At 70.7% G+C, this 25,615-nt stretch carries 25 protein-coding genes; 12 read left to right on the top strand and 13 right to left on the bottom strand.

Translation table 11 applies throughout. The features are described 5' to 3' along the window. Positions 1–61: 61 nt before the first annotated feature. The 3 genes from ACZ63F_RS22830 to ACZ63F_RS22820 are packed head-to-tail and all read right to left on the bottom strand — an operon-like array spanning position 62 to position 1,702. Complete coding sequence (locus tag ACZ63F_RS22830; RefSeq protein WP_469713279.1) at positions 62–913, bottom strand: helix-turn-helix domain-containing protein; 852 nt, start codon at positions 911–913, stop codon at positions 62–64. Positions 914–936: 23 nt separating this feature from the next. Beyond that, positions 937–1,470: a DUF6879 family protein gene (locus tag ACZ63F_RS22825; protein WP_469713277.1), complete on the bottom strand. Its 534-nt coding sequence runs from the start codon at positions 1,468–1,470 to the stop codon at positions 937–939. Continuing rightward, entirely contained in the window at positions 1,442–1,702 is a 261-nt protein-coding gene (locus ACZ63F_RS22820) for a hypothetical protein (RefSeq protein WP_469713275.1), read from the bottom strand. Before ACZ63F_RS22820 ends, ACZ63F_RS22825 begins: the two co-directional genes overlap by 29 nt. 819 nt (positions 1,703–2,521) lie before the next feature. Between ACZ63F_RS22820 and tgmA the strand changes: the two genes are divergently transcribed. From tgmA to tgmC, 3 genes are read left to right on the top strand one after another with little or no spacing between them, the layout of a single operon-like run. Then, positions 2,522–2,788, top strand: coding sequence for a putative ATP-grasp-modified RiPP (gene tgmA, locus ACZ63F_RS22815; RefSeq protein WP_469713274.1), 267 nt, complete (start codon positions 2,522–2,524; stop codon positions 2,786–2,788). Between the two features lie 3 nt (positions 2,789–2,791). After that, a complete protein-coding gene (gene tgmB / locus ACZ63F_RS22810) occupies positions 2,792–3,793 on the top strand; it encodes an ATP-grasp ribosomal peptide maturase (RefSeq protein WP_469713273.1) in 1,002 nt (333 codons plus the stop codon). Positions 3,794–3,821: 28 nt separating this feature from the next. Then, positions 3,822–4,982 (top strand): ATP-grasp peptide maturase system methyltransferase, encoded by a 1,161-nt coding sequence (gene tgmC / locus ACZ63F_RS22805; protein WP_469713569.1) that lies wholly within the window; start codon positions 3,822–3,824, stop codon positions 4,980–4,982. A gap of 300 nt (positions 4,983–5,282) precedes the next feature. Here the strand turns inward: tgmC and ACZ63F_RS22800 are convergent, their stop codons facing one another. Beyond that, positions 5,283–5,615 (bottom strand): hypothetical protein, encoded by a 333-nt coding sequence (locus tag ACZ63F_RS22800; protein WP_469713272.1) that lies wholly within the window; start codon positions 5,613–5,615, stop codon positions 5,283–5,285. A 438-nt stretch (positions 5,616–6,053) separates the two neighbouring features. Here ACZ63F_RS22800 and ACZ63F_RS22795 point away from each other — a divergent pair, with 438 nt between their 5' ends. After that, a complete protein-coding gene (locus tag ACZ63F_RS22795; RefSeq protein WP_469713271.1) occupies positions 6,054–7,976 on the top strand; it encodes an N-acetylmuramoyl-L-alanine amidase in 1,923 nt (640 codons plus the stop codon). Positions 7,977–8,058: 82 nt separating this feature from the next. On the opposite strand, the gene ACZ63F_RS22790 is transcribed toward ACZ63F_RS22795, so the two are convergent. Next, the gene (locus ACZ63F_RS22790) at positions 8,059–8,763 is read right to left on the bottom strand and encodes a Clp protease N-terminal domain-containing protein (RefSeq protein WP_469713270.1); all 705 of its coding nucleotides are present in this window, start codon (positions 8,761–8,763) and stop codon (positions 8,059–8,061) included. A 96-nt stretch (positions 8,764–8,859) separates the two neighbouring features. On the opposite strand from ACZ63F_RS22790, the gene ACZ63F_RS22785 reads away from it, so the two are divergent. Next, on the top strand, positions 8,860–10,029 hold the full coding sequence (locus ACZ63F_RS22785; RefSeq protein ID WP_469713269.1) for a serine hydrolase domain-containing protein: 1,170 nt from the start codon (positions 8,860–8,862) through the stop codon (positions 10,027–10,029). A 120-nt stretch (positions 10,030–10,149) separates the two neighbouring features. Here ACZ63F_RS22785 and ACZ63F_RS22780 read toward each other — a convergent pair whose 3' ends face one another. Continuing rightward, positions 10,150–11,043, bottom strand: a complete 894-nt coding sequence (locus ACZ63F_RS22780; RefSeq protein ID WP_469713268.1) for an SDR family oxidoreductase — start codon at positions 11,041–11,043, stop codon at positions 10,150–10,152. A 160-nt stretch (positions 11,044–11,203) separates the two neighbouring features. Here ACZ63F_RS22780 and ACZ63F_RS22775 point away from each other — a divergent pair, with 160 nt between their 5' ends. From ACZ63F_RS22775 to ACZ63F_RS22760, 4 genes are all read left to right on the top strand, one after another. After that, the gene (locus ACZ63F_RS22775) at positions 11,204–11,743 is read left to right on the top strand and encodes a TetR/AcrR family transcriptional regulator (protein ID WP_469713568.1); all 540 of its coding nucleotides are present in this window, start codon (positions 11,204–11,206) and stop codon (positions 11,741–11,743) included. A gap of 97 nt (positions 11,744–11,840) precedes the next feature. Continuing rightward, positions 11,841–12,362: a SigE family RNA polymerase sigma factor gene (locus ACZ63F_RS22770; protein WP_469713265.1), complete on the top strand. Its 522-nt coding sequence runs from the start codon at positions 11,841–11,843 to the stop codon at positions 12,360–12,362. A gap of 130 nt (positions 12,363–12,492) precedes the next feature. Then, a complete protein-coding gene (locus ACZ63F_RS22765) occupies positions 12,493–13,770 on the top strand; it encodes a hypothetical protein (RefSeq protein ID WP_469713263.1) in 1,278 nt (425 codons plus the stop codon). A gap of 147 nt (positions 13,771–13,917) precedes the next feature. Further along, positions 13,918–14,220: a hypothetical protein gene (locus tag ACZ63F_RS22760; RefSeq protein ID WP_382722215.1), complete on the top strand. Its 303-nt coding sequence runs from the start codon at positions 13,918–13,920 to the stop codon at positions 14,218–14,220. A gap of 8 nt (positions 14,221–14,228) precedes the next feature. On the opposite strand, the gene ACZ63F_RS22755 is transcribed toward ACZ63F_RS22760, so the two are convergent. Next, complete coding sequence (locus ACZ63F_RS22755) at positions 14,229–15,185, bottom strand: GlxA family transcriptional regulator (RefSeq protein WP_469713261.1); 957 nt, start codon at positions 15,183–15,185, stop codon at positions 14,229–14,231. 144 nt (positions 15,186–15,329) lie between these two features. Between ACZ63F_RS22755 and ACZ63F_RS22750 the strand changes: the two genes are divergently transcribed. From ACZ63F_RS22750 to ACZ63F_RS22740, 3 genes are all read left to right on the top strand, one after another. Further along, a complete protein-coding gene (locus tag ACZ63F_RS22750; protein WP_469713259.1) occupies positions 15,330–15,791 on the top strand; it encodes a hypothetical protein in 462 nt (153 codons plus the stop codon). A gap of 595 nt (positions 15,792–16,386) precedes the next feature. Then, on the top strand, positions 16,387–18,081 hold the full coding sequence (gene ctaD / locus ACZ63F_RS22745) for an aa3-type cytochrome oxidase subunit I (protein WP_469713258.1): 1,695 nt from the start codon (positions 16,387–16,389) through the stop codon (positions 18,079–18,081). Then, entirely contained in the window at positions 18,078–18,455 is a 378-nt protein-coding gene (locus ACZ63F_RS22740) for a cytochrome C oxidase subunit I (protein ID WP_469713257.1), read from the top strand. Before ctaD ends, ACZ63F_RS22740 begins: the two co-directional genes overlap by 4 nt. Before the next feature lie 24 nt (positions 18,456–18,479). Here ACZ63F_RS22740 and ACZ63F_RS22735 read toward each other — a convergent pair whose 3' ends face one another. The 6 genes from ACZ63F_RS22735 to ACZ63F_RS22710 form a co-directional block, all read right to left on the bottom strand. Then, the gene (locus tag ACZ63F_RS22735) at positions 18,480–19,964 is read right to left on the bottom strand and encodes an MFS transporter (protein WP_469713567.1); all 1,485 of its coding nucleotides are present in this window, start codon (positions 19,962–19,964) and stop codon (positions 18,480–18,482) included. Between the two features lie 84 nt (positions 19,965–20,048). Beyond that, positions 20,049–21,311, bottom strand: coding sequence for a DUF445 domain-containing protein (locus ACZ63F_RS22730; RefSeq protein WP_469713566.1), 1,263 nt, complete (start codon positions 21,309–21,311; stop codon positions 20,049–20,051). Positions 21,312–22,034: 723 nt separating this feature from the next. Next, positions 22,035–22,766, bottom strand: coding sequence for a DUF1707 SHOCT-like domain-containing protein (locus ACZ63F_RS22725; protein WP_469713256.1), 732 nt, complete (start codon positions 22,764–22,766; stop codon positions 22,035–22,037). A gap of 50 nt (positions 22,767–22,816) precedes the next feature. Continuing rightward, positions 22,817–23,818, bottom strand: coding sequence for an ABC transporter ATP-binding protein (locus tag ACZ63F_RS22720; protein ID WP_469713564.1), 1,002 nt, complete (start codon positions 23,816–23,818; stop codon positions 22,817–22,819). Between the two features lie 31 nt (positions 23,819–23,849). Beyond that, the gene (locus tag ACZ63F_RS22715; RefSeq protein ID WP_351958298.1) at positions 23,850–24,614 is read right to left on the bottom strand and encodes an ABC transporter permease; all 765 of its coding nucleotides are present in this window, start codon (positions 24,612–24,614) and stop codon (positions 23,850–23,852) included. Between the two features lie 76 nt (positions 24,615–24,690). Beyond that, a complete protein-coding gene (locus ACZ63F_RS22710; protein ID WP_469713254.1) occupies positions 24,691–25,491 on the bottom strand; it encodes an ABC transporter permease in 801 nt (266 codons plus the stop codon). Positions 25,492–25,615: the final 124 nt, after the last annotated feature.

Raw genomic sequence — 25,615 nt, 5'->3', positions numbered from 1 at the left:
TTTGAGGTGGCCGGAACTCTACATTCCACTCGCGCACAGACAGGCCTAGGTGGTCCCGGCCTCAGCGCAGAGCCTCTATCGCCTTCTGGATCAGCGCCCGGGCCCCACTGCCGTAGACAGCCATGCTTCTCAGTTGCTCGAACGCCTTGGTGTACAAGGCGATCTCAGACGGCTGCGTGACGTTCACCTCCGCAGAGATCAACTCAACGGACACCAGCGTATCGTCGTGGACGTCGAAGGTCTCCTGGGGCCACAGCACGCGCTCGCGGGTCGCCGTGGGAATGATGCCAAAGGAGACCTGGGGTAGCGCGCCGGCTGTGAGGAGGTAGCCCAGTTGCGCTGCCATCGCGTCCGGGTCGCCAAGTTGGTAATAGAGCACCGCCTCCTCGATGACGAAGACGAAGCGGTGGCCTGGTTCGTGGATTACCTGCGAGCGCTGGAGGCGTGCGATGGCTGCCTCAGCAGCGTCGTCTGGGACGTCCAGGAGCCGAGCATTCGCGCTCAGCAGCGCTCTCGCATACCCCTCGGTCTGGAGGAGCCCGGGGATCAGGACCGGAGAGTACACGCGCAGCAGGCCCGTCGACCTGTACAGCTCCACATAGCTTTCCTGAAGCTTCCGCAGGCCGGAGCGCACGCGTTGCCGCCACTCTCGGTAGAGCGACTCAGCGTCCTGGGAAGCCGCGATCAGATCGGGAATCTGGGCGGCGGAGCCAGTTGCACGGCACCAGAGCCGGATGTCCGTGGGCGACGGGGGTGTCCGCGCGTTCTCAATTCGGGAGGTCTTGGCATGGTGCCAACCACAGTGTGAGGCCAGCTCTGTGACCGTCAGGCCGGCGTTCTTCCTCAGGTCGCGGAGCCGACGCGCGACGTTCTCACGCGCGGTCTGCGCCGAGGAGGACGGGGATATGGGCATGCGCTGGCCAGTGGTGCTTTCTGTCAGTGGATCTCGTACTGATCGTGCGGAACGGCGCGCTCCCAGACCGCTTCGAAGGCATCCGAACACTGCTTGACGATGACCGAGTCGGTGCTCAGCTCCATGGGCGGTTCCCCCCAGTCACCGGTTCCGGTGAAGTGGTTGAAGAGGACGCGATTCCCATCAAAGATCCACAGGTCGGCACCAGGAAGCAACAGATCGGCTGCCTGACTGCGACGCAACCAGCGCACCTGCTCACCGGCCAGCACATTGACGACAGTTCCGGCATGCTCGTACCGGATGTAGTCGGTGACCGGTTCGGAGACGATTCGCGCACGCCGCACGACAACTCCGCGGGCCGTCACGCGGGAGATCATGTCCACCCAGGGAGCCCAGTACTCCGAGGTCGGGTCGGAGTCGCGCTGGCCCGTGGCGAGCCACGTGGCGAAGTCGACCGCCTCGTCGCCGACCGCGTACTGATCCCGCATTTCCAGGTGAACGGCTGAGTGCTGTGCGGCCTCTATCAGCTCATCGAAGCTGGGCACGTTCTGCGGCATCACAAGCCTCCCTCAGGATCGGCACCAGTCGTGCGGGGATGCGGATCACCGTCTCGTGATCGGGGATGCCCTTCGCATGCCCGGGCGCTGTGTTCTCCACGCACTGGTCCCGCGTTTCCTGGTCGGCCGTATAGCCCTGGATCACGATGTCCGTGCTGTCCAAGTCCACCCATGCCGTGGGCGACCCGTTCTTGCCGGTGTCCGGGTCGATTCCGATGAACTGTAAGCGCATGGCCACCTTCCATCTCGATGCTGTGCACTGATGTGCATCAAAATGGCCCTTCTTTCTATCCGCGTCAAGCCTTCAAAGCCGCCAAGAACCCGATAGAGGGCATGTGCGCACATCCATGCACATCACTGGCCGGGCGGTACACCGCGTCCATAGCGTCGTGGCCTGTAAGCACCCGACATTGCCGTTTCTGCCGCGCACCCGCCCGGCGAGAAGTCCCTTTGGAGGCCAGAGGAGATGGAGACGCAAGCAGTCGACAGACTGATCGCTGAGTGGTTGGCCAGGGCACATCCCATGCCACAGAAAGCGCATGAGGAGTGGTCAAACAACGGGGTGGCGCTGCTCCCGCTTGGGAAGTTGTTCTCCTCGGTTCGGATCCCTGGCCGCCTTGTACATGCGGCCGTCGCATGCGACGAGCCCGACCAGGTCGCGCAGGTCCTGAGGAGGCGATTGCGGGGCCCCGTCATTCACGACCGCAGGACCGTCGGAGCCACGTACTACGCCCTCATCAACTGGGGTGCTGGCGTAGTCGAGCAGGTGGGTCAATGCCAAGACGCGCCGTGCCTAGGTGAAGGCTCGTATCTGGGGGTCCCCCGGATCGACCGTCGTCAACCCCCCGGCACCTACTGGGTCGTAGCACCGCGACACGACGGAGATCTCTGCCGCCCAGCCGCTGTCCGATCCCTCGTCGCCTTGGGTCGGCAAAGGCTCACCCAGCAGATGGACGTGCGGTGAGGAGACTGCCGTCTCTTGCCCGCCAGGCCCATAACAAACGGCCGGTCCTCCTTCACAAGAATCTCGAAAGGAACGGTGAGCAATCACATGACGACTACGGCCGTTCAGGCTCCCTGGGCCATGCGGTTGGTGACCGATCGGCTGCCGGTCGGGGCTCCGTCGTACGTGTCCGTGGCGCTGGATGACGCCTCGCAGACCGCCGTGTACAAGGACGCCTCCGGCGGGGTGGTCGAGATGGGGAAGCACGGGACATCGAAGACGACGGGTACGGCGTCGGTCTCCGGTGGAGGGGACGGGCAGCAGCCCCAGCCTCAGACCCAGGACGACAACACGACCGACTACGAGTCGGACTGAGCGGTGGCATCCGTTGTTCTGGTGCTCACCGCGTTGGAGGACGTCACCGCGGACCTGGTCATCGAGGCCTTGAACGAGCGTGGCACGGCCGTCGTACGCGTAGATCCTGGGGATGTCGGGCCGGATCTCGTCTTCGGGTTCCGGCTCGGGCAGGGCGGCGGCTCCACGTGGGGCGGGCGGTTGCGTACCGCGAGCAGGGAGGTGGATCTGGAGGCCGTGACGGCCGTCTACTGCCGCCGGCCGACCCCGTACACCGCGCGCTTTCGGCAGTTGCCGCGCCAGGCCCGGGAGTTCGCCGTCGCCGAGGCACGTCATGGGCTCGGGGGTGTGCTCCACGGTCTGCGGGGTGCGTTGTACGTGAACCATCCGGCTGCCGTGGCCCGCGCCGACTTCAAGCCCGCACAGCTCCAGAGGTTCGCCGCTCTCGGTCTGCGGATTCCGGCAACCCTGGTCACGAATGACGTGGCGGAGGCACGGCAGTTCGCGGCCGAGCACGAGCGCGTCGTCTACAAGTCGTTCCGTGGACTGCCGGAGGGCGACGACGGGCGCGCCGGTGCGATCTGGGCACAGCGCATCGAACCCGGTTCGCTGGACGACTCCGTCGTGGTGACCGCGCATCTTTTTCAGGCCGAGATTCCGAAGAGCGGGGATGTACGGGTCACCGTGGTCGGGCGTCGGGTGTTCGCCCAGCGAATCGCTGCTCCGGACGCTGCGCTGGACTGGCGGCGGGGTGACTGGGACCGTCTCGTCCACACCCCGGTCGTCGTACCCGAGTCCGTTCGGGTCGCTCTGCACGGCTACTTGGCCTCGTTCGGGCTGGTCTTCGGTTGCTTCGACTTCGCACTCACCGGCGACGGGACGGCTGCGGAGGACTGGTGGGCGATCGAGTGCAATCCGAACGGGCAGTGGGGCTGGCTTCCGGACGCCCCGGTCATCGCGGACGCGTTCGCCGAGATCCTGAACAGAGAGGAAGGTGAAGAACGTGACGACATCAAACGGACCTGAGAGCAACGCGGTTCTGCTTCGGCGGGAGATGGCCAAGGGGCTCGCGCGGGACGGGGCCGCGGGCGATTCTCGCTGGTTGGCGGCGGTGGAAGCGGTGCCCAGGCATCGGTTCGTCCCGGGCTTCTACCTGACGGCCGGCGAGACCGACGTCAACGGGCTGGTGGTGTGGGAGCCCGTCACCGCCGAAATCGACCACGACCGGTGGCTGGCCGCCGCGTACTCCGACGCCACGCTGATCACCCAGTTCGACGACCGGGAGCCGGACTGGAGCGCGCCCGAGGTGCGGCACGGCGGGGCGCCCACCTCGTCCTCGACCGTGCCGTCGCTCGTCCTGCGGATGTGGGCCGATGCCGAGGTGGGCGAAGGGCACACGGTGTTGGAGATCGGCACCGGCAGCGGCTACTCCACCGCGCTGGCCTGCGAGCGCCTCGGGTCCGCCGACGTCACCAGCATCGACGTCGATCCCGACCGGTTGGCGGTGGCGGCCGACGCCCTGTACGGCTGTGGCTACACGCCGACCCTGGCTGTGGCGGACGGGCGGTACGGCTACTGGCCCGAGGCACGCTTCGATCGGATCGTGGCCGCCTGTTCCTTCCGTTCCGTGCCCGGCGCGCTTGTCGCGCAGACCCGGCCGGGCGGGAAGATCCTGCTCACGCTGTCGGGCTGGTTGTACGGCTATGCGCGTGCCCTTCTCACGGTCGGTGAGGACGGTACGGCGGAGGGGCCGCTGCTGCCGGGCACCGTCTCCTTCATGTCGGTCCGGGCGCACGCCGCTCCGGCCTTCGGGAACCCGGCCCACTGGGCCGCTGGGCTGCCGGAGAAGGGCAGGGTGGCACGGTACGGGCCGGAGCGGATCACGGCCGTCGATCCGGAGGCCTTTCATCTGCGCTTCCTCGCCCAATGCGCCTTGCCTCACGCTCAGATGACCACCGTGGGGAAGGTCGTCCACCTGGTCGACGTCGTCCATGGTTCTGCCGCGTCGCTCACCCCGTGCGACGGTGGGTGGGAGGTGCGGGAGGGCGGGGCGGTGCGGTTGTGGGAGCGCGTTGAGGAGGTCGTCGACGCGTTCGACTCTGCCGGGTACCCGGGGCCGGAGTCGTTCCGGCTGCGGGTGTCCGGGAGGGAACAGAGGCTGGTCCACGCGAGGGTGCCCGGCCTTGAGTTGCCGGGGGGCTTGAACTGGTTCTGAGGTAGGTCCCGGTATCGGGGTCGCCTGCCGAACCGTCGGCTGCAAGGTGCCCCCAGCCGCCCGCTTCTTCGGCAGTGTCGTGCTTCCGTGAGCCGAGTCAAGGGCGCTCCCGCTCCGCTGCGCTCCGCGTCCGCGTCGGCTGGCGCCGATCGGCCTTCGGCCGACCCTTGACTCGGCTCACTGCAGCACGGGGAAGAAGCGAGCGGGCGGCCGGGACGGGTGGGGTGGGGCCTGCGTTGGACGGCCCTTGGGTGGGCCGCAGGGGGCCGTTGGCCGGGGGCAGGTGAGGGGCTGATCGGGTCAAGGCTGCGGGTTGGTGCCCTGGATGATCTGCCATCCAGCGGCCAGGGTTCCCGACACGAGGTGCTGGACGCCCTTCCCCCGGAGCGTCACGAAGGCAGTGAGGCCGGTGTCGAGGGCCGGTACTCGGTGCCTGAAGACGAGGGCCTCTGTCATTGTCAGGTCGAGTGGCTGTGCTGAGCCGCTGAGGCGGTGGAAGCGGGCACCACGACGGACCGGGCCCCGCAGGCAGCGCACATTGACCGTGGCCTGTTCGAGGGAGGCGACGATGATCCTCTCGATCTGCAGTTCCACGCCGCTGCGACCACTGCCGGGGCTCGGGGTCTCGTTCACGCGGCTGCCTTCTCTCGCTCGACCGGGGCGCAGTGCCCGCCTGCCTTCACTTGATCACGCAGGGAATGTACGTCTTCCGCGTGCCCTTCTGGAACCGGTCCGGGAGTCATGGGTGTTGCGCAGGTCGGACGTGTGACCGGCCCTTTCCAGAGACTTCTCGGGCAGGCTTCCGCAGCTTTTCTCGGTTGCCGCGTCCGTGTGGCCGGTGGTGGCCGTCGTTGTGTGGGGGTCTCCTCGGCGCGTTCAAGTGCCGTTTGAAGAGGTTGAGTTGACTCCCCTTCTTGCACAGGGGGATCATCCACTTCCAGGCGTCGACGGACGGGGCTCCGCGTAGGGCGCGGGGCCGGGCGCGTACCGGGTCGCGGGATGTGAACCGATGGCCCGTCGTGCGCATCCTCCAGTCCGCCATCTGATCCTCCGAGGTTCGGGGACTTTTTCATGAGCTCAAGCAATTCCAGACGCGGGGACGCCGCGTCGAAGCGTCGTCGGCCGGTTCTGCTGACCGCCGTTGCCGCGCTCGCGGTTGCGGGTGGGGCGGCTGTGCCGGTGCAGGCGCTGGCCGACGGCGGGACCGCGGACAGCGGGACCACGCTGCAGCAGGAGTTCGCGGCCGCCGCCGACGCGTATCACGTGCCGCGGCAGGTGCTGCTGGCGGTGGCGTACCAGGAGTCGGCGTGGGACACGCACGCCGGGCAGCACAGCACCGACGGCGGGTTCGGGCCGATGCACCTCACGGACGTGACTCCGGCGATGATGGCCGGGGGCGACGCGGGGGCGGCGGGGCGTGGGGACGTGGCGAAGCTCGCCGCCGCTCCTGCCCTGCACACCGTGCAGGCCGCGGCGAAGCTGACCGGGCTGTCGGCGGAGGAGTTGCGCAGCGATCCCGCGGCCAACATCCGTGGGGGTGCGGCGCTGCTCGCCTCCTACCAGGAGGCGGTTGCCGGTTCCGGGTCGGCGGAGCCCGGCAACTGGTACGGGGCGGTGGCCCGTTACAGCCAGGCCGGTGAGCGGCAGGGCGCCGCTGCCTTCGCCGGGCGCGTGTTCGCCACCATCGAGAAGGGCGTCAGCCGTACCACGGCCGACGGTGAGCACGTGAGGCTGGCGGCCGACAGCGATGTCGACCCGGCCAGGGGCCAGTTGGCCTCGTTGGGGCTGAAGTCCGCGGCGGACACCGGTACCGAGTGCCCGGCCACCGTCGCCTGTACGTTCGTGCCGGCGTCGCCGTCCAACGGGCAGGTCTCCAACCGGCCCGCCAACGGCATCCGGATCGACAGCATCGTCATCCACGACACCGAGACGTCGTACGACGCGGCCGTCAACCTCTTCACGCAGCCGGGCGGGTCCGCCGCGCACTACGTCATGCGGTCCTCGGACGGCGCGGTGACGCAGATGGTGCCGACGAAGGACCTCGCCTTCCACGCGGGCAACTACTCCACCAACATGCACTCGATCGGCATCGAGCACGAGGGCTACGCCGCGCACGGTGCCACCTGGTACACCGAGGCGCAGTACGAGGCCACGGCCGAGCTGGTCAAGTACCTGGCCGCGCGGTTCGACATACCTCTGGACCGGCAGCACATCATCGGCCACGACAACGTCGCCGGGCCGAAGTCGTCCCTCGTGTCCGGCATGCACTGGGACCCGGGCCCGTCCTGGGACTGGAACCGGCTGATGAGTCTGCTCGGGGTGCGCACCGGGCGGCACGGTGTCGGGCCCGTCGGCTCGGTGGTGACCATCGCCCCCCGGTTCGAGACGAACCTGCAGACCGTGCAGATCTGCCCCTCCGACGACCCGACCGGTGCCACCACCGCGTGCACCGAGACGCAGCAGCCGTCGGACTTCGTGTACCTGCGCACCGCGCCCAGTGACACGGCACCGCTGTTCGGGGACCAGGCGCTGCACCCGGGCGCGGCCGGCACCGACCGGATCAACGACTGGGGCGCCATGGCCGCGGCGGGACAGCAGTTCGTGGTCGCCGATCGGGACGGTGACTGGACCGCGATCTGGTACAGCGGCTCGAAGGTGTGGTTCTACAACCCGCACGGCTGCAACACCGCGCCCGCCCACGGGGTGAAGGTGATCTCTGCGGCCGGCGACGCGCCGGTGGCGGTGTACGGCTCCAGCTACCCGGACGCCTCCGAGTACCCGGCCGGGCTGTCTCCGTCGACGCAGGCCCCGCTGAGCATGTACACCGTCCCGGCCGGTCAGGCGTACGTGGCCACGACGGCGCCGTCCCTCACGGACGACTTCTTCCCGTCCAGCGGTACGGTCGTGACCGGCGCCAAGGCGATGTACACCGTCCAGTACAACCACCGGGTCGCCCTGGTGTACGCCTCGGACGTCACGGCGACGGACGGCTGACGGTCCGCCGGACGCGCACCGGCGCCCGCACGCTCACGTGGTGCCCGGGAGGCTACGGCCTCCCGGGCACCTTTCGTGTGCGTCAGAGGTCGTCGCGTGCGGCGCGCCGCCTGGCGATCTCGGTCGTGACGGTCTCGTGCAGGTCCTCCGGCGTGAAGCCGAGGTCGCGGAGGACCCGGGCCGCCGTGCTGTCCGGGACGCGGATCAGGCCGAGGAGGGTGTGTTCCGTGCCGACCCAGTCGTGGCCGAGGTCGGCGGACGCGCGGCGGGCCTGGCCGATGGCCTCCTTGCTCTCCTCCCGGAACGGAATGTGACCGCGCAGCGTCTTCTCGCCGGCCGGCGGCAGCGCTTCCTGGATCGCGTCGCGGACGCGTTGTTCCGACCCGGCCTTCGCGACCAGCACCTCGTACGCCAGGCCGCGCGGTTCGCCGAGCAGGCCGAGCAGGAGGTGTTCGGTGCCGATGGAGTCGTGCCGGTGCGTGCGGGCGGCCTCCTGGGCGAGCACGATGCCGTGCCGGTTCAGGTTGGTGAACCGCTCGAACGCGGCGGGCGTGTGGCGTTGCTGGGCGGCCTGCTTGGAGACCCCGATGGCGTCGCCGATCTCGGTCCAGGACGCGCCGCTCTGCTTGGCCTTGCTGACGTAGTGGTCGATGAGCTGGTCACCGAGGTCGGACAGGGTCTGGGCGCGCAAGCGCGCCTCGCTGACGCGGGCCAGTTCGCCCGCTTCGGGGAGTTCCTCGTCGAGTCGGGCGATCAGGTCGGCAAGACTGATGTCGAGTGGGCTCATGCGTCAACTTTAAATTGACGACCGCTCGTCGTCAACTTGTAATTGACGACGATCATTCCCGGACCGTACGGACCGAACTCGGTGCAGGATGAGGGCATGACGACCATCCACGGGGAAGTGGCCGACGGGTTCGACGGTGTGCGGGAGGCGTTCCGCGCCAACTTCGAGGAGCGGGGGGATGTGGGGGCCGCCGTGTGCGTGTACCGGGACGGGCGGCCGGTGGTGGATCTGTGGGGCGGGGTGGCGGATCCGGAGACCGGGCGGGAGTGGGAGCGGGACACCCTGCAGCTGGTGTACTCCGCGACCAAGGGGGCCACCGCCACCGTGGCCCATCTGCTGGCGCAGCGCGGGGAGTTGGACCTCGACGCCCCGGTGGCCGACTACTGGCCGGAGTTCGGGGCGGCCGGGAAGGCGGAGATCCCGGTGCGGTGGTTGCTGTCGCACCGGGCCGGAGTGGTCACGGTGCAGCCGCCCGTGCCGCTGGCGGACGCGTTGCGCTGGCAGCCGCTGGCAGACGCGCTCGCCGCGCAGCGGCCGGAGTGGGAGCCGGGGACCGCGCACGGTTACCACGGGCGGACCTTCGGGTGGCTGGTCGGGGAGGTCGTACGGCGGGTCTCCGGGCGCACCCCGGGGCGGTTCTTCGCGGAGGAGGTCGCCGGGCCGCTGGGCCTCGACTTCTTCATCGGGCTGCCGGAAGCCGAGCGCGGGCGGGTCAGCCGGATGGTGTACCCGAAGCCGGACGTCGATCTCAGCACCGTACCGCTGGACCTCGTGCCGCCGGAGGCGCGGGAGTTCGTCGCCGCGCTGCAGGATCCCGAGTCGCTGAGCAACCGGGCGTTCGCCGTCACCGACCCCGCCGAGATCGACTTCAACTCGGCCGAGGTGCAGGCCGCGGAGCTGCCCGCCTCCAACGGGATCGGCACCGCGCGGAGCCTCGCCCGGATGTACGCGGCGCTGATCGGGGAGGTGGACGGGGTACGGCTGTTCAGTCCCGAGACGCTCGCGTCGGCGACCGCGGAGCAGGCCGGCGGAGTGGACAAGGTCATCATGTTCCCGGTCCGGTACGCCTCCGGGTACATGCTGCCCGTCGAGACCAACCCGCTCACCGGTCCCCGCGCCTTCGGGCACCCCGGGCGCGGCGGCTCGCTGGGCTTCGCCGACCCCGAGCACGGCATCGCCTTCGGGTACGTCATGAACAGCATCGTCGAGGGCGCGGAGGACACGCGGGCGTCGGCGCTCGTCGAGGCGGTGCGGGCCGCGCTGTGAGCGGGTGAGTCCGCCGAGGGGGTGGGCGCGGTGGGTGGAGACGGTGGGCGGACACGGTGAGCGGAAGGTGTCCCGGGCACACGGAGTCCCGTACGGCCAGGGCACCTTCCACCCGCCCGCCTACCGGAACGCCGGCAGGTTGCGTCCGACCCACCCCGCGAACCCGCCCGCCGGGCGGCCCAGCACGGTCGCCACGTCCGCGCTGACCCTCGACTCCGCGGGAAGCGGTGCGCCGAGGACGTCCAGCGTGCCCGCGACCGCCTCCTCCGGCATGAAGCGGGCCATGGCCGCGTGGGCCTCCTCGCGCGAGAGCTCGACGAACGTCACCTCCTCGCCCAGCGCCGCGGAGATGGCCGCCGCCTGCTGACGGGGGCTGAGCGGTTCCGGGCCGGTCAGTTCGTAGACGCGGCCCCCGTGGCCGCCCGTACCGTCCGCGCCGCCCGCGCCGCGGATGCCGTCCGCCCGGAGCGCCTTCGCCGCCACCGCCGCGATGTCCGCCGGGTCGACGACCGGGAGGGCCACGTCGGCGAAGGGGGCGAAGACCGTGCGCTTGGTGCGGATCGTGTCGGCCCAGGCGAGGGCGTTGGAGGCGAAGCCGCTGGGGCGCAGGATCGTGGAGTCGAGGCCCGACGCGCGTACCGCCGCCTCGAACTCGCGCAGGCGGGCATGCGAGGGAGCCTCCGGGCGGGTCGCGCTGACCTGGGAGGAGACCAGGACGACCCGTTCGACGCCGGCGTCCGCGGCAGCCCGGAGCAGCAGCCGCGGGTCCTCGCCGAAGGCGTTGAGTTCGCCGCCCAGCACGATGAACAGGGCCGCCGCCCCGGTCAGCGGCGCCCGCATGCTCGCGGCGTCCCCGGCATGACCCTCGGCCCACCGGACACCGGGGACGCCGGGGGCGGGGGGCGAGGAACGCGGGGGGCGGCGGGACACCGCCACCACCTCCTCGCCCGCCTCGGTCAGCAGGTCCACCAGCGTCCGGCCGATGGTGCCGGTCGCGCCCGTCACTGTGATCATCAGTTCCCCCTGTCAGTTGGTCAGCCGAAGTTAGTTAGCTGACTGACTTAGACGGCTGGCGTTGACGCTAGCACGGCCGACTCCCCTGTTGTCTATAGTTAGTTGGGTGACCAACTCAGTGGACCGGCGGGTACGGGCGTCGCAGAAGCGGCAGCGGCTGATGGCGGCGGCCGCCCAGGTCCTGCACGAGCAGGGCGTCGAGCGCACCACCCTCGCGGACATCGCGCGCGAGGCCGACGTCCCGGTCGGGAACGTCTACTACTACTTCAAGACCAAGGACGAACTGGTCCGGGCCGCGCTCGGCGAACACACCGCGCACCTCGACGAACTCACCGCCCGCCTCGACCGGTTGCCCGACCCGCGCGACCGGCTCAAGGCGCTGGTCGAGGCCTGGGTCGAGCAGCGTGACGTCGCCGCCCGGTACGGGTGCCCCACCGGCACCCTGGCCGCCGAGCTCGGCAAGCGTGCCGACGGCACCCTCGACACCGAGGCCGGCGCGGTGATCCGGCGGCTGCTGGACTGGGCGGCGCGCCAGTTCCGCGAGCTGCGGCTCTCTGGCGCGGACGACCCGGACGACCTGGCCGTCACCCTGGTCTCCGGCTACCAGGGCATGTCGCTCCTGGCCAACGCCCTGCGCGACCCGGGTGTCATGACCCGCGAGGGCGCCCGTCTCGCCGGCTGGCTCGACTCACTCCGGTGAACCTGCCCTGAGAATCCTTTGAAACATTTACCCCGGCCCACCGCATCAATGAGGTGGAACGGCAGGGCGCCGGAGCCGGGGACGGGGGAGCTTGCGGATGAGTCAGAGGGCTGGGGAGGACTACGCCGTGTTCGCCGCGGCGCGGGCCGGGCATCTGTACCGGTCCGCCTGTCTGCTCACCGCCGGGGACACCCATCTCGCGGAGGACCTGGTGCAGGAGGCCCTCGGACGGATCTACGTCCGCTGGGGCCGGGTCTCCCGCGCCGAGAACCCCGCCGGGTACGCGCAGACCGTCCTCACCCGGACCTTCCTCGCCCACCGGCGGCGGTTCAGCAGCAGGGAGCGGGCCAGGGACTCGTTCCCCGAACTGGCCGACACCGGTGCCGATCCCGGCGGCGCCGACCCCTCGCTGCGGCTGACCCTGCTCGACGCGCTGGCGCGGCTGCCGGCCAAGGACCGGGCCGTGGTCGTCCTGCGGTACTGGGAGGACCGGTCGGTGCACGAGACCGCCGACGCGCTCAACATGAGCTCGGCCGCGGTCCGTACGCGGTGCGTGCGCGCCCTCGGGCGGCTGCGCGAGCTGCTGGGCGAGGACCTCGCCGAGTACGCCCGCCCCTGACATCGACCCGCATCGGCCCGGCAGCAACCCGCAGCAACCCTCATCGACCCTCATCGACCCTCATCGACCTTCATCGACCCTCATCAACCCGTATCAACCTGCATCGACCTTGTGGAGACGGTGGTTCGTCATGCCCGTGGAGCGGCAGTACAACGACAGTGACAGCAGTGGTGAGCGCGCCTTCGAGGTGCGGCTCGCCGCCGCCCTGCACGACGCCGGCGACACCTTCGAGGCCGACCGGGGCGCGCTCGCGGCCGGCGGTACGGTGCGGGGGCGGCGGCTGTGGCTGCGGCGGCGGGCGACCGTGCTGGGCGGGGCGGCCGGGGTCGCGCTCGCCGGGGTCGGCGGGGCGCTGCTGGTTCCCCGGAGCGGGTCGCCGTCCGGACAGCCTCCCGCCGCCGTGAGCACCACCCCACGCCCCGCCGCCTCCCCCACCGCCCGCGCCGTCACCTCGGACGACATGATCAGCATGCTGGAGAAGCTGCTGCCCGAGGGGAAGTCCGGCAAGGCGCAGGGGCGGGGCGTCGACGCGAGCGAGCCGCTCGTGGCGCCGTACGCGCAGGTCGTGTTCGACGACGGGCACGGCCCCGGCGCCGTCAGCGTCGCCGTGAACCGGGTGCTGCCGGGCGGGTCCGACGCCCGGCAGGCCGTGCAGTGCCCGGACAAGGTCTACACGCCGTACGACGGTTGCGTCACCCGCCATCTGCCCGACGCGTCCGTCGTCACCGTCGTCAAGGGGTACGAGTATCCCGACCGGCGGGTGGACACCAAGCTCTGGACGGCGAACCTCGTCACCCCGGACGGCCATCACGTGTCCGTCAGCGAGTGGAACGCCGCCGCCGAGAAGGACGCGCCGATCAGCCGGCCCGAACCGCCGCTGTCCGCGGACCAGTTGATGAAGCTGGCGGCCGCGACGGAGTGGCGCGGGGTCGTCGACGCCATTCCGGAGGACCCGCGGCAGACCCAGGAGCCGCCCGTGGCGCAGGGGGACGGCAGGCCGGTCCTGAAGACCCTCACCTCGCTCGTCCCCAAGGGGCTGAAGGTGGTGGCGCACGGGAGCGAGGACGACAGCGAGTTCAGCTATGTCGTGGTCGACGACGGCAAGGGGCGCAGTCTCGTCCAGGTCAACGTGCAGCCGGACATGTCCGACGTCGCGAAAGAGCTGTTCGGAGCCGGGTCCGAGACCCTTCCCGACGGGACCAGGGTCGCCGAGCGGAAGGAGCCAGGTGAGAAGGGCGGCGCGGGGGTCGTCATGTGGACCGTCGACACCATGCGCACCGACGGCTTCCGCGTGGTGATCAGCGCCTTCAACTCCGGCTCCCAGCAGACCGCCGCGACCCGGACCGCCCCGGCCCTGACCATGAAGCAGCTCCGTGCGATCGCGCTCAGCGCGAAGTGGCGGCCGTAGTCCGGGTGAGGTGGGTGGGGGGGCTGGTCGCGCCGGTTCTCCCCCAGCCTTCGGCCGGGGTGCCCCACGCCCCCTCGGGGGCGCTGCGGCCGTCGCCGCGTTAGCCTCGGGAAGATCAGGCAGAAGGCGGCAGGAGAAGGAGACGGCATGGCCAGGGTTCCCAGTTCGGTGATCGCCGCGGGTGGGCTCGTCGGGGGCTACGGCGTGGCCCGGTGGACGAAGCAGCGGCCGCTGGGCGGGGCCGTGCTCGCCGTCGCCGGAGCCGCCGCCGCGCAGCAGTGGCGGCAGCGGGCGGGCGGGAAGGCGGCCGGGGCGCTGTCCGCCGCGTACGTCGCCGCGTTCGCCGGGTCGCATCCGCTGGCCAAGAAGGTCGGCGCCTGGCCGTCGGTGCTCGGGGTGGCGGGTGCGGTGGCACTGGCGTCCTGGGCCGTGGCGGACCGGCGGGCCTGAGCCCGGCGCTAGACGTCCGCACCGCGGAACGCACGGCGGTAGGCCTGCGGGCTGGTGCCGACCACCCTCCTGAAGCGTTCGCGGAAGGCCGTCGGGGAGCCGAAGCCCGACTGGGTGGCGATGCGTTCGACGGGGTGGGCGGTGGTCTCCAGCAGGTGCTGGGCCCTGCGCACCCGGGCCCGGTGCAGCCACTGCAGCGGGGTCGTGCCGGTCTGGTCGCGGAAGCGGCGGTTGAGGGTACGGGTGCTCATGCCGGCCTGGGCCGCGACCTCGTCCAGGGTGAGGTCCCGGTCGCAGTGGTCCTCCAGCCAGGCCAGGAGCGGCTCCAGGGTGGCGCCTGCCGGGGCCGGCGGCTGGTCGTGGACGATGAACTGGGCCTGGCCGCCCTCCCGTTCCAGCGGCATGACCGACATCCGGGCGGTGTGCGCGGCGACCGCCGAGCCGTAGTCCTTGCGGACCATGTGCAGGCACATGTCCATCGCCGCGGCCGCGCCCGCCGAGGTCAGGAACTGGCCGTTGTCGACGTACAGGACGTTCGGGTCGACGTCGACGCCCGGGTGCAGCGCGGCCAGGGCGTCGGCCGCCGCCCAGTGCGTGGTGGCGCGCAGGCCGTCGAGCAGGCCGGTGGCCGCGAGGACGAACGCCCCGACGCAGACCGACGCGATCCGCGTGCCGTTCGCCGCCGCCGCGTGCAGGGCCTCGGCGACCTCGGGCGGCAGCGTGGCGGCGGGGTCCGCGACGCCCGGCACGATGATCGTGTCCGCCTCGGCCAGCGCGTCCAGCCCGTACGGCGCCTTCACCGTGAACGCGCCGCCCGCCGCGGTCACCTCGTCCGCGGGCCCGCACACCCGCACCCGGTAGGCGTCCCGGCCGTCGGGCAGCCGGGCCCAGCCGAAGGTGTCGATCGGCACGGTGAAGTCGGACGGGATGACCTGGTCCAGGACGAGTACGGCGACGGTGTGCATGGCAGGAACGTAGCCGTTCGACGGGTTGTCGCCAAGCGCGGGCCGGGTTCCCGCATGCCGGCAGCCCGTGCCTGGCGAGAATCCGTCGAAGGGTGGCAGTATCGCCGGTTCTACGCGATCATCCCGCCGCCTACGGTCGTCGCCGTGACCAAGTTCCTCCTCGCCGTCCATGTCCTCGCGGCGATCGTCGCGATCGGTCCCGTCACCGTCGCCGCCAGCATGTTCCCGCCGGCCGCCCGCCGCGCCATCGAGGCGCCCGACGACGTCCGGGCCGCCGAGACCGTCCAGCTGCTGCACCGGATATGCCGGGTGTACGCCGTCGTCGGCGTCGCCGTCCCCGTGTTCGGGTTCGCCACGGCGAGCAACATGCACGTGCTGGGCAGCGCCTGGCTGATCACGTCGATCGCGCTCACCGCACTCGCGGCGGCCGTCCTCGCGGCACTCGTACTGCCCCGGCAGAGCGCGCTGGTGGAGTCGTCCGGCGCGGGCGGTGGTACGCGGCAGGCGACCGTCCAACTGGCCATGTTCACCGGGGTGTTCAATCTGCTGTGGGCCGTCGTCACGGTGCTGATGATCGTGCGGCCGGGGTCGACGACCGGCGCCTGAGCGCCGTGCGGGGACGGCGTACCGGGGGCCGGGTTTCTGTTATCGGGGGGCGGGCCGGTCCGTCTCCCGGGGCATGCACGTGACTCGACAGATCAGCCGCAGGACCATGGTGCGACGACCGTGCGCAGGTCGCTCGCGGGGTCGACTGCTTCGAGCACGGCGCCGGGCTCGGGGCGATCAACAACGCCGTTCACGTGGGACCGGGCAAGCGCAGGGGAGGCGGCGGTACGCGGTCGATCGGGTGCGGGTGCGGGTGCGTGCGGGCTGGTCGCGCAGTTCCCCGCGCCCCTGAGACGGGGCACTGCCCGGTCGGAGCGGACAGGGCCGAACCCCGCGGTCCGGCCCGCGGGGCCACCGTTCGGTCGCGGCGCCGTTGGGGCTGGTCGCGCAGTTCGCCGCGGCCCTGACGGGGGGCTGACCGGCCGGAGCGGGCTGTGCCGGCACCGTACCCCTTCGGGGGGGGTTCGTTTGCTCCACCCGTGGGGCCTGGGTGCTCGTTCGGCCGTATGTGGGGGGCTTGGGGGCTTCTGTCCTGGGCGGCAGACGACAGGATGGCCGGAGGATCACGCCATGGAGCGTCTGGAGACACACACCGGTGACCGTTCTCAACGAGCCCGAGCCCTCGGCCGTCCCCCACTACGACAGCGAGGTGCCGCTGCGGGGCCGGCAGCCCGGCGACGTCGTGGTGAAGTGGTTGACCACCACCGACCACAAGACGATCGGCACGCTGTACCTGGCGACGTCGTTCGCGTTCTTCCTGATCGGTGGCGTGATGGCGCTGCTGATGCGCGCCGAGCTCGCTCGCCCCGGTCTGCAGATCATCTCGAAGGAGCAGTACAACCAGGCGTTCACGATGCACGGCACGGTGATGCTGCTGATGTTCGCGACGCCGCTGTTCGCCGGGTTCACGAACTGGATCATGCCGCTGCAGATCGGCGCGCCCGACGTCGCGTTCCCGCGGCTGAACATGTTCGCCTACTGGCTCTACCTGTTCGGCTCGACCATCGCGGTCGGCGGCTTCCTCACCCCGCAGGGCGCGGCCGACTTCGGCTGGTTCGCCTACTCCCCGCTCTCGGACGCGATCCGCTCGCCCGGCCTCGGCGCCGACATGTGGATCATGGGTCTGGCCTTCTCCGGCTTCGGCACCATCCTCGGCGCGGTCAACTTCATCACCACGATCATCTGCATGCGGGCCCCCGGCATGACGATGTTCCGGATGCCGATCTTCGTGTGGAACGTGCTGCTGACCGCCGTGCTCGTCCTCTTCGCGTTCCCCGTGCTCGCCGCGGCGCTGTTCGCCCTTGAGGTGGACCGGAAGTTCGGGGCGCACGTGTTCGACGCGGCGAACGGCGGGTCGCTGCTCTGGCAGCACCTGTTCTGGTTCTTCGGCCACCCGGAGGTGTACATCATCGCGCTGCCGTTCTTCGGCATCGTGACCGAGGTCATCCCGGTCTTCTCCCGCAAGCCGGTCTTCGGCTACATGGGTCTGGTGGCCGCGACCATCTCGATCGCCGGTCTGTCCGTGACGGTGTGGGCGCACCACATGTACGTCACCGGTGGTGTGCTGCTGCCGTTCTTCTCCTTCATGACCTTCCTGATCGCGGTGCCGACCGGTGTGAAGTTCTTCAACTGGATCGGCACCATGTGGAAGGGATCGGTCTCGTTCGAGACACCGATGCTGTGGGCGACCGGCTTCCTCGTGACGTTCCTCTTCGGCGGTCTGACCGGTGTCATCCTGGCCTCGCCGCCGATGGACTTCCATGTCTCCGACTCGTACTTCGTGGTGGCGCACTTCCACTACGTGGTCTTCGGTACGGTCGTCTTCGCGATGTTCGCCGGATTCCACTTCTGGTGGCCGAAGATGACCGGCAAGATGCTCGACGAGCGGCTCGGCAAGATCACCTTCTGGACGCTGTTCGTCGGCTTCCACGGCACCTTCCTGGTCCAGCACTGGCTCGGTGCCGAGGGCATGCCCCGGCGGTACGCCGACTACCTGGCGGCCGACGGCTTCACCACCCTGAACACGGTCTCGTCGATCGCCTCGTTCCTGCTCGGCCTGTCGATGCTGCCGTTCCTCTACAACGTGTGGAAGACGGCCAGGTACGGCAAGCCGGTCGGCGTCGACGACCCGTGGGGCTACGGCCGTTCGCTGGAGTGGGCGACCTCCTGCCCGCCGCCGCGGCACAACTTCGTCACCCTGCCGCGGATCCGCAGCGAGTCTCCGGCGTTCGACCTGCACCACCCCGGCCTCGCCCTGAGCGAGGCGGAGGCCCACAGGCTCCACACATGACCGAGGCGGGACGTCGGACCGGCGGCGGCCACCCGCCAGGAGCCGGCGGAGACCTCGGCAACGAGGTGGAGGGCTACCTGCTGTGGCGGGCCAGGGTCGCGGAGGCCGAGCAGCGGGCGCGGGAGTTCACCGGGCGCATGGACTGGCTGACCACGGGCCAGCGCGACGAGGTCGAACGCCACTACGTCGACGACGGCCTCCGGCGCGCCCGGCAGGACCTCGAACGGATCGCCGCCCGGTGTGTGTCCCTGCGGGACGAGTACGAGCGGCGCTACCGGAGGCTGCGGGCGCGCTGCGTGGGATGGGCGGTGGCCGTGTGCGGGGGCGTCGCCTTCGTGGCGAGCGCGGTGACGGCCGTGTCGCTGAGCCGGTGAGCCGGTGAGCCGCTGTGGAGTCTCCTAGGCGGTGGCCTTCGCCGGTCCGCCCTTCTCCGCCGCCGCGGCCGCCAGCGGACGGGCGACGTCCTCCAGGGACCGGCGTTCCGCGTTCACCGCGCACACCGCCGCCACCAGCCCCGCCGCGCACATCAGGCCCGCCCCGATCTGGAACGCCAGCACCGTGTCGGCCACCTTGCCCGTCCCCGTCAGGTCGGCGAAGAGCAGGGGGCCGCTGATGCCGCCCGCGGCCGTGCCCAGGGCGTAGAAGAACGCGATGGACATCGCCCGCGTCTCCATCGGGAAGATCTCGGAGACGGTCAGGTAGGCGCTGGACGCTCCCGCCGAGGCGAAGAAGAGGACCGCGCACCAGCACGCCGTCAGCGTTCCCGCCGTCAGCACGCCCCGGTCGAACAGCCAGGCCGTGAGGAAGAGCAGCAGGCCGGACAGGAGGTACGTCGACGAGATCATCACCCTCCTGCCCACCGTGTCGAAGAGCTTGCCCAGGAGCAGGGGCCCGAAGAAGTTGCCGACCGCGATGACCACGAAGTAGTAGCCGGTGTCCCCCGTCGGCACGTCGAAGAACGTGGTGAGGATCGCGCCGAAGCCGAAGGTGATCGCGTTGTAGAGGAACGCCTGGCCGATGAAGAGGGAGAAACCGAGGACGGCGCGGCGCCGGTAGTCGTGGAAGACCGTGCGGGCGATCTCGGCGAAGGTGACGCTCCCGCGCTGGTGGATCACCAGCTCGCTCTCCGGTGCCGGGAGCGGCTTGCCCGTCTCCTCCTGCACCTTTGTCTCGATGGAGGAGACGATCTCCTCGGCCTCCCGTTCCCTGCCGTGGATCAGCAGCCAGCGCGGGCTCTCCGGTACGTTGCGCCGTACCAGCAGGATGACCAGGCCGAGGACGACGCCCAGCGCGAAGGTCAGCCGCCAGCCGACGTCCTTCGCCAGGAAGTCCGTGTTCAGCGCGAGGATCGAGAGCAGCGAGCCGCCCACCGCGCCCACCCAGAAGCTGCCGTTGATGATCAGGTCGACGCGGCCCCGGTAGTACGCCGGGATCAGCTCGTCGATCGCCGAGTTGATCGCCGCGTACTCGCCGCCGATGCCGAAGCCGGTCAGGAAGCGGAAGACGAAGAACCACCAAGGGGCGAAGGAGATCGAGGTCAGGGCGGTGGCGGCCAGGTAGACCGCCAGGGTGATCATGAAGAGCTTCTTGCGGCCGTAGCGGTCGGTCAGACGGCCCCAGAAGAGGGCGCCGGTGCAGGCGCCGGCCACGTAGAGGGCCGCGGCGGTGCCGGTGACCTGGGAGGAGGAGATCGCGATGCCGCTGCCCGGTTCGGAGAGGCGGCTCGCGATGTTGCCGACGACCGTGACCTCCAGGCCGTCCAGGATCCAGACGGTGCCGAGGCCGATGACGATCGTCCAGTGCCAGCGGGACCAGGGGAGCCGGTCCAGGCGGGCCGGGATGCGGGTGGTGACCGTCCGGCCGCCGTTCTCGGCCGCACCCATGTCCGTAGCTGTACCCAACGCGCGCCTCCTTGCCCGGGAGTCCAGAACCGAAGCCGCCCGTTCGGGTGCCCCGGCCCGCGCGGTCTACGCCCCCAGAGCTCGCGACACCGTGAAGATCAGCACGCCGGCCAGCGACCCCACCACCGTGCCATTGATCCGGATGAACTGCAGGTCGCGGCCGATGTGCGCCTCGATCTTCCGGGTGGTGTGCTCGGCGTCCCAGCCGGCCACGGTGTCGGTGATCAGGGAGGTGATCTCCTTGCGGTACGTCGACACGACGTGCACGGCCGCGCCCTCGACCCAGCTGTCGACCTTGTCCTGGACCTTGGGTTCGTTCGCCATCCGGGCGCCCAGCGAGATCAGGGAGGCGCGGACGCGCAGCCGCAGTTCGCTGCGCTCGTCCTCGGCCGCGGCGACGATCATGGATCGTACGGCCGTCCAGGCGGACGCGATCAGGTCCTGCACCTCGCCGCGGCCCAGGACCTCGCCCTTGAGCCGCTCGACGCGGGCGCGGGTGTCGGTGTCGGACTGGAGGTCGTTCGCGAAGTCCGTGAGGAAGCGGTCGAGGGCGCCGCGGGCGGGGTGGGAGGGCATGTCCCGCATCTCGGAGCAGAAGCGGAGCAGCTCCTTGTAGACACGCTCGCCGACGCGGCGGTCGACGAAGCGGGGGGTCCAGCCCGGGGCGCCGCCCTGGACGGCGTCCATCACGGAGTCGCCGTGCAGCACCAGCCAGTCGTAGGCCCGGGTGACGACGAGGTCCACGACGCGCTTGTGGCCGCCGTCGGCGACGACCCGCTCCAGCATCTTGCCGATGCCGGGGGCGATCTCCTGGGCGTCGGCGCGGCGGGTGATGGCCTCGCCGACGACCGCCTGGACGTCGGAGTCCCGCAGCACGGTGAGCGCGCCGCGAAGCGCTGTCGCGAGCTCGGCCGTGACCCGGTCGGCGTTCTTCGGCTCGGCGAGCCAGGCGCCGAGGCGGCTGCCGATGCCGACGGCGCGCAGCCGTTGCCGTACGACGTCCTGGGAGAGGAAGTTCTCGCCGACGAACTCGCCGAGCGAGACGCCGAGCTGGTCCTTCTTGTGGGGGATGATCGCGGTGTGCGGAATGGGCACGCCGAGGGGGTGCCGGAAGATGGCGGTGACCGCGAACCAGTCGGCCAGCGCGCCGACCATGCCGGCCTCGGCGGCCGCGGCGACGTAGTCCGCCCAGGTGCCGGCGCCGGCGCCGGACGCCCACTTGGCCAGGGCGTAGACGAGGGCGACGAGCAGCAGCAGGCCGGTGGCCGTGGTCTTCATGCGCCGGACGCCGCGCTGGCGCTCCTCGTCGGCGGGCGTGAAGGCGTTCATGGACTTGTAGGACGGGGCGGCCGCCGCCCGGTCCACCGCTTCCGTACGTTCCTCCATCTACTCCACCCGTTCGCACCCGGCACCACCCTCACGGCGATCCCGCACCCATTGTCCCTACACCTGACCGACTCCCGGCCCAACCCAAGAGTTCCCACCCTCGGCACACCCAAGAACCTCCCCCACCGCCACTCGAAACGCCCCGCCGCTCCCCCACACCCGCGGCCTCCCCCCACCCCGCCGCAACGGCGCCCAGCCACCACGGCGGTACCAGACCGGTCAGTGGGCACCTGCAGGCCGGTGGGGGCTCGGCGCGCAGTTCCCCGCGCCCCTTTGCGTCGGCTGCCCCACCGCCGCTCGAAACGCCCCGCCGGTCCCTCACACCCCACCGCTCCCCCACACCCGCGGCCTCCCCCCAACGGCGCCCAGCCACCACGGCGGAACACGGCGGTGCCGGACCGGGCAGTGGGCGCCTGCGGGCCGGTGGGGGCTCGGCGCGCAGTTCCCCGCGCCCCTTTGCGTCGGCTGCCCCACCGCCGCTCGAAACGCCCCGCCGGTCTGTTCAAATCCCGCCGCTCCCCCACACCCGCGGCCTCCCCCCAACGGCGCCCAGCCACCACGGCGGTACCCGGCGGTACCAGACCGGGCAGTGGGCAGCCGCGGGCCAGTGGGGGCTCGTCGCGCAGTTCCCCGCACCCCTTTGCGTCGGCTGTCCTGCTGGCGGGCTCAGTGGTCGTCGTGCCTGCGGTGGGTGCGGTCCTGGCGGGCGGTGTGGAGTTCGTGGCGGGCGGACCGGCGGTCCAGACGGTCCTGGCGGCGTTCCTCCCTGAGGCGCTGGCGCTCGGCCTTCGTGACCTTGTGGGCCACCTCGACGCCGCCCCAGAACGCGAAGCCCGTCACCACCACCCTGGGGGCGCCCGGGTCCGGCGACATGTCGTGCTCGCGCTCGTCGAAGCCGCCCATGATGCCGATGCCGCGCATCACGACCTCGACGCCCGGCGGCACGATCACGCTCAGCCCGCCCATGATCGCGATGCAGTTGATCACGACCTCGCCGTCCGCGAAGTTCGCCTCGCGCAGGTCGATCTCGCCGCCGCCCCAGAACGCGAAGGAGTTGAAGCGCCTCGGCACCGTCCAGCGCCCCTTGCGCTGGAACCCGGACATCACGGCCACCGCCCAGGAGGATGTGCCCTCGCCGCCGACGATCCGGTCTCCCCAACTCCCGCTCGCGGCGGGGGGCTTGCCGAGCGATACGGCGGCCGGTGCTGCCGTCGCCGCCGGCAGGTCCCTGGTGAGGGGCGTCAGCTCACCGTACGTACGGGCCTGGTACGTAGCCTCCAGCCGCTCCTCGAACTCCTCCATGTCGAGCCGCCCCTCCGCGAGGGCGTCCCGGAGGACCTCGGCGACTCGTTCACGATCGGCGTCGGAGGCGCGCAGCTCCGGGGCATCGTCGGTCATAGAGTGCAGAGTACGAGTTCGCGGCGCCTGGGACCACGGGGCTACGGGGTCTATGCGGTGGCCCGGTCCGCGTACATCTTCGCGATCACCGCCTCGATGTCCGGCTCCCGGACCGAGAGGTCGGCCAACGGGTACTCCGCCGCGATCCGCGCCACCAGCGGCGCCGCCGACTCGGACGCCGGGAACGCCAGCCACTGCCTCGGCCCCTCCACCTTCACCACCCGCGCCGACGGGCCCGCGTCGATCGGCGGGAGCTCCCGCTCCAGGTCGACCACGAGGGTCCGTTCGCTCTCCCCTGCCTCGTGCAGGCCGGCGAGCGGACCGTCGTACATCAGCCGCCCGTGGTCGATGACCATCACGCGGGAGCACAACTGCTCGATGTCCTGGAGGTCGTGGGTGGTGAGCAGGACCGTGGTGCCGCGTTCGGCGTTCAGTTCGCGGAGGAAGTCGCGGACCCTGGCCTTCGAGATGACGTCCAGGCCGATCGTCGGCTCGTCGAGATAGAGGACGTCCGGGTCGTGCAGGAGCGCGGCCACGATGTCGCCGCGCATCCGCTGGCCGAGGGAGAGCTGTCGTACCGGGACGTCCAGGAGGGAGGCCAGGGAGAGGAGTTCGACCAGGCGGTCCAGGTTCTCGGCGTAACGGGCGTCCGGGATGCGGTACATGCGGTGCATCAGACGGTAGGAGTCGATGAGGGGGAGGTCCCACCAGAGTGTGGTGCGCTGGCCGAAGACCACGCCGATGCGGTGGGCCAGGCGGGTGCGTTCGCGGGACGGGTCGATGCCGGCCACCCGGAGCCGGCCGCCGCTCGGGGTGAGGATGCCCGTCAGCATCTTGATCGTGGTCGACTTCCCCGCGCCGTTCGGGCCGATGTAGCCGACCATCTCGCCCCGCGCCACCGTGAAGGAGAGCGAGTCGACCGCCCGTACCTGCCGGCGTTCCCGTTTCAGGAAGCCGGTCTTCTTCCGGACCTCGAAGACCTTCTCGACCCCGTCGACCTCGATGAACACCTCGTCGAACACCTCGTCCGCCCCGTCCGCCCCGTCCGGCATCGGCTTCGCTCCCTGCGTCCCGGTCATCGGATCAGCTCCCCGTGCTTCGATACGACCTCAGGCCCACCCGCCAGGCCGCGCCCGCCAGTGCGCAGCACCCCGCCGCCACCAGCGGTGTCGACCACACCGTCCACGACGGCAGCGCCAGCGGATACGGCCGCCCCAGCACGTACGCGGCCGGCACCCAGTTGACGAAGGCCAGCGGCAGCATGAACGTCACCCCGCGCACGAAGTCCTTCCCGAACACCGTCGGCGGGTACTGGAGCAGCGTCGTACCGCCGTACGTGAACGCGTTCTGCACCTCCGCCGCGTCCTGCGCCAGGAACTGGAAGGCCGCGCCCGCCACGAACAGCGCGCAGAAGATCGCCGCGCCGCCGGCCAGGATCAGCGGGACCAGCAGCACCTTCGCCGGTGTCCACGCGACGTCCACGGAGACCAGCGCCCAGCCCAGCACCACCGCGCCCTGGGTGATCCGGCCGAGGCGGCGCAGCGCGAAACGGTCGGCGCCGATCTGGGCGAGCACCGGGGCCGGCCGGACCAGCAGGGTGTCGAAGGAACCGTCGCGGATCCGGGCGCCCAGCACGTCCATCGAGCCCAGCACCAGGTCGGCGACGCCGAACGCGGTCGCGGACAGGCCGTACAGGAAGCAGACCTCGGGCAACGACCAGCCGCCGAGCGAGCGGACCTGCGTGAACATCAGCAGGATCGTGGCGAGGTCCAGCCCGGTCACCAGCAGGTTCCCGGTCATCGTGAGGGCGAAGGACGTGCGGTAGATCATCGTGGAGCGGATCCACATCCCGGCGATCAGCCGGTACGCCCGCAGCCCCTCCCGGACCCGCTCACCCGCCCCGCGCCACCTGCCCGCGACCCGCTCACCCACCCTGCACCACCACCCTCCGCGTCGCCGCCGACTGCACCAGCCGCCCCGCCGCCAGCAGCGCCACCGCCCACCCGGCCTGGAAGGCGAACGCCCCCGCCACCCCGGTCTCCCCCATCAGCACGTCCGCCGGCATCTGGATCTGGGCCGCCCAGGGCAGTACGCGCACGACCTCGCCCAGGGCGCCCGGGAAGACGTTCAGCGGCAGGGTCATGCCCGAGAAGAAGATCCCCGCGATCATCATCACCTGGTTGGCGCCCATGCCGTCCAGCAGCCAGAACGCGCTCAGCGCGACCAGGTAGCGGATGCCGAAGCTGACGACCATCGCGAGCAGCAGCGAGACCAGGAAGGCGGCCCAGGTACCGGCGTCCGTGGGCAGCGCCATCGGAAAGAACACCGCGCCGACCAGGAAGGGGATCACGCCGCGGCCCAGCAGCTGGAACAGCGAGCGGCCCAGGTCGGTCGCCAGCCACCACATCTGAAGATCGGCCGGACGGTACAGGTCGATCGCGATCGCGCCGGTGCGGATACGCTCCATCAGGTCTTTTTCCACGCCCCCGCCCTGGATCGCGAGCGTCGCGTAAAGGCACTGCCCGAGCCACACATAGGTCACCGCCTGCGCCTGGTCATAGCCTCCGAGGTGCGGTTTCTCGTCCCACAGCGCCAAGTACGTGTAGACGAGGATGATTCCGAAGGCCGTGTTGGTGAAGACCCCGGCGGCGGTGGCCGCCCGATACGTCGCGTACCGTCGGAAACCCCCCGCAGCGACGGCCGTGTACAACCGTCCCGCACCCACGCCAACCGACCTCCCGGACCGCCCGACACCGAAGCGCAGGAGCCTACTGCGCCGACGACACCGCAGGCCACGCAATTTCCGTGACCGAAGCGTGCCGGAATCCGGGAACGGAACGCGCGGTGCG

The sequence above is a fragment of the Streptomyces sp. NPDC104761 genome (assembly GCF_055583445.1).
The sequence above is the reverse complement of the archived record's forward strand: the minus strand, read 5'-3'. Positions and strand labels throughout refer to the sequence as shown.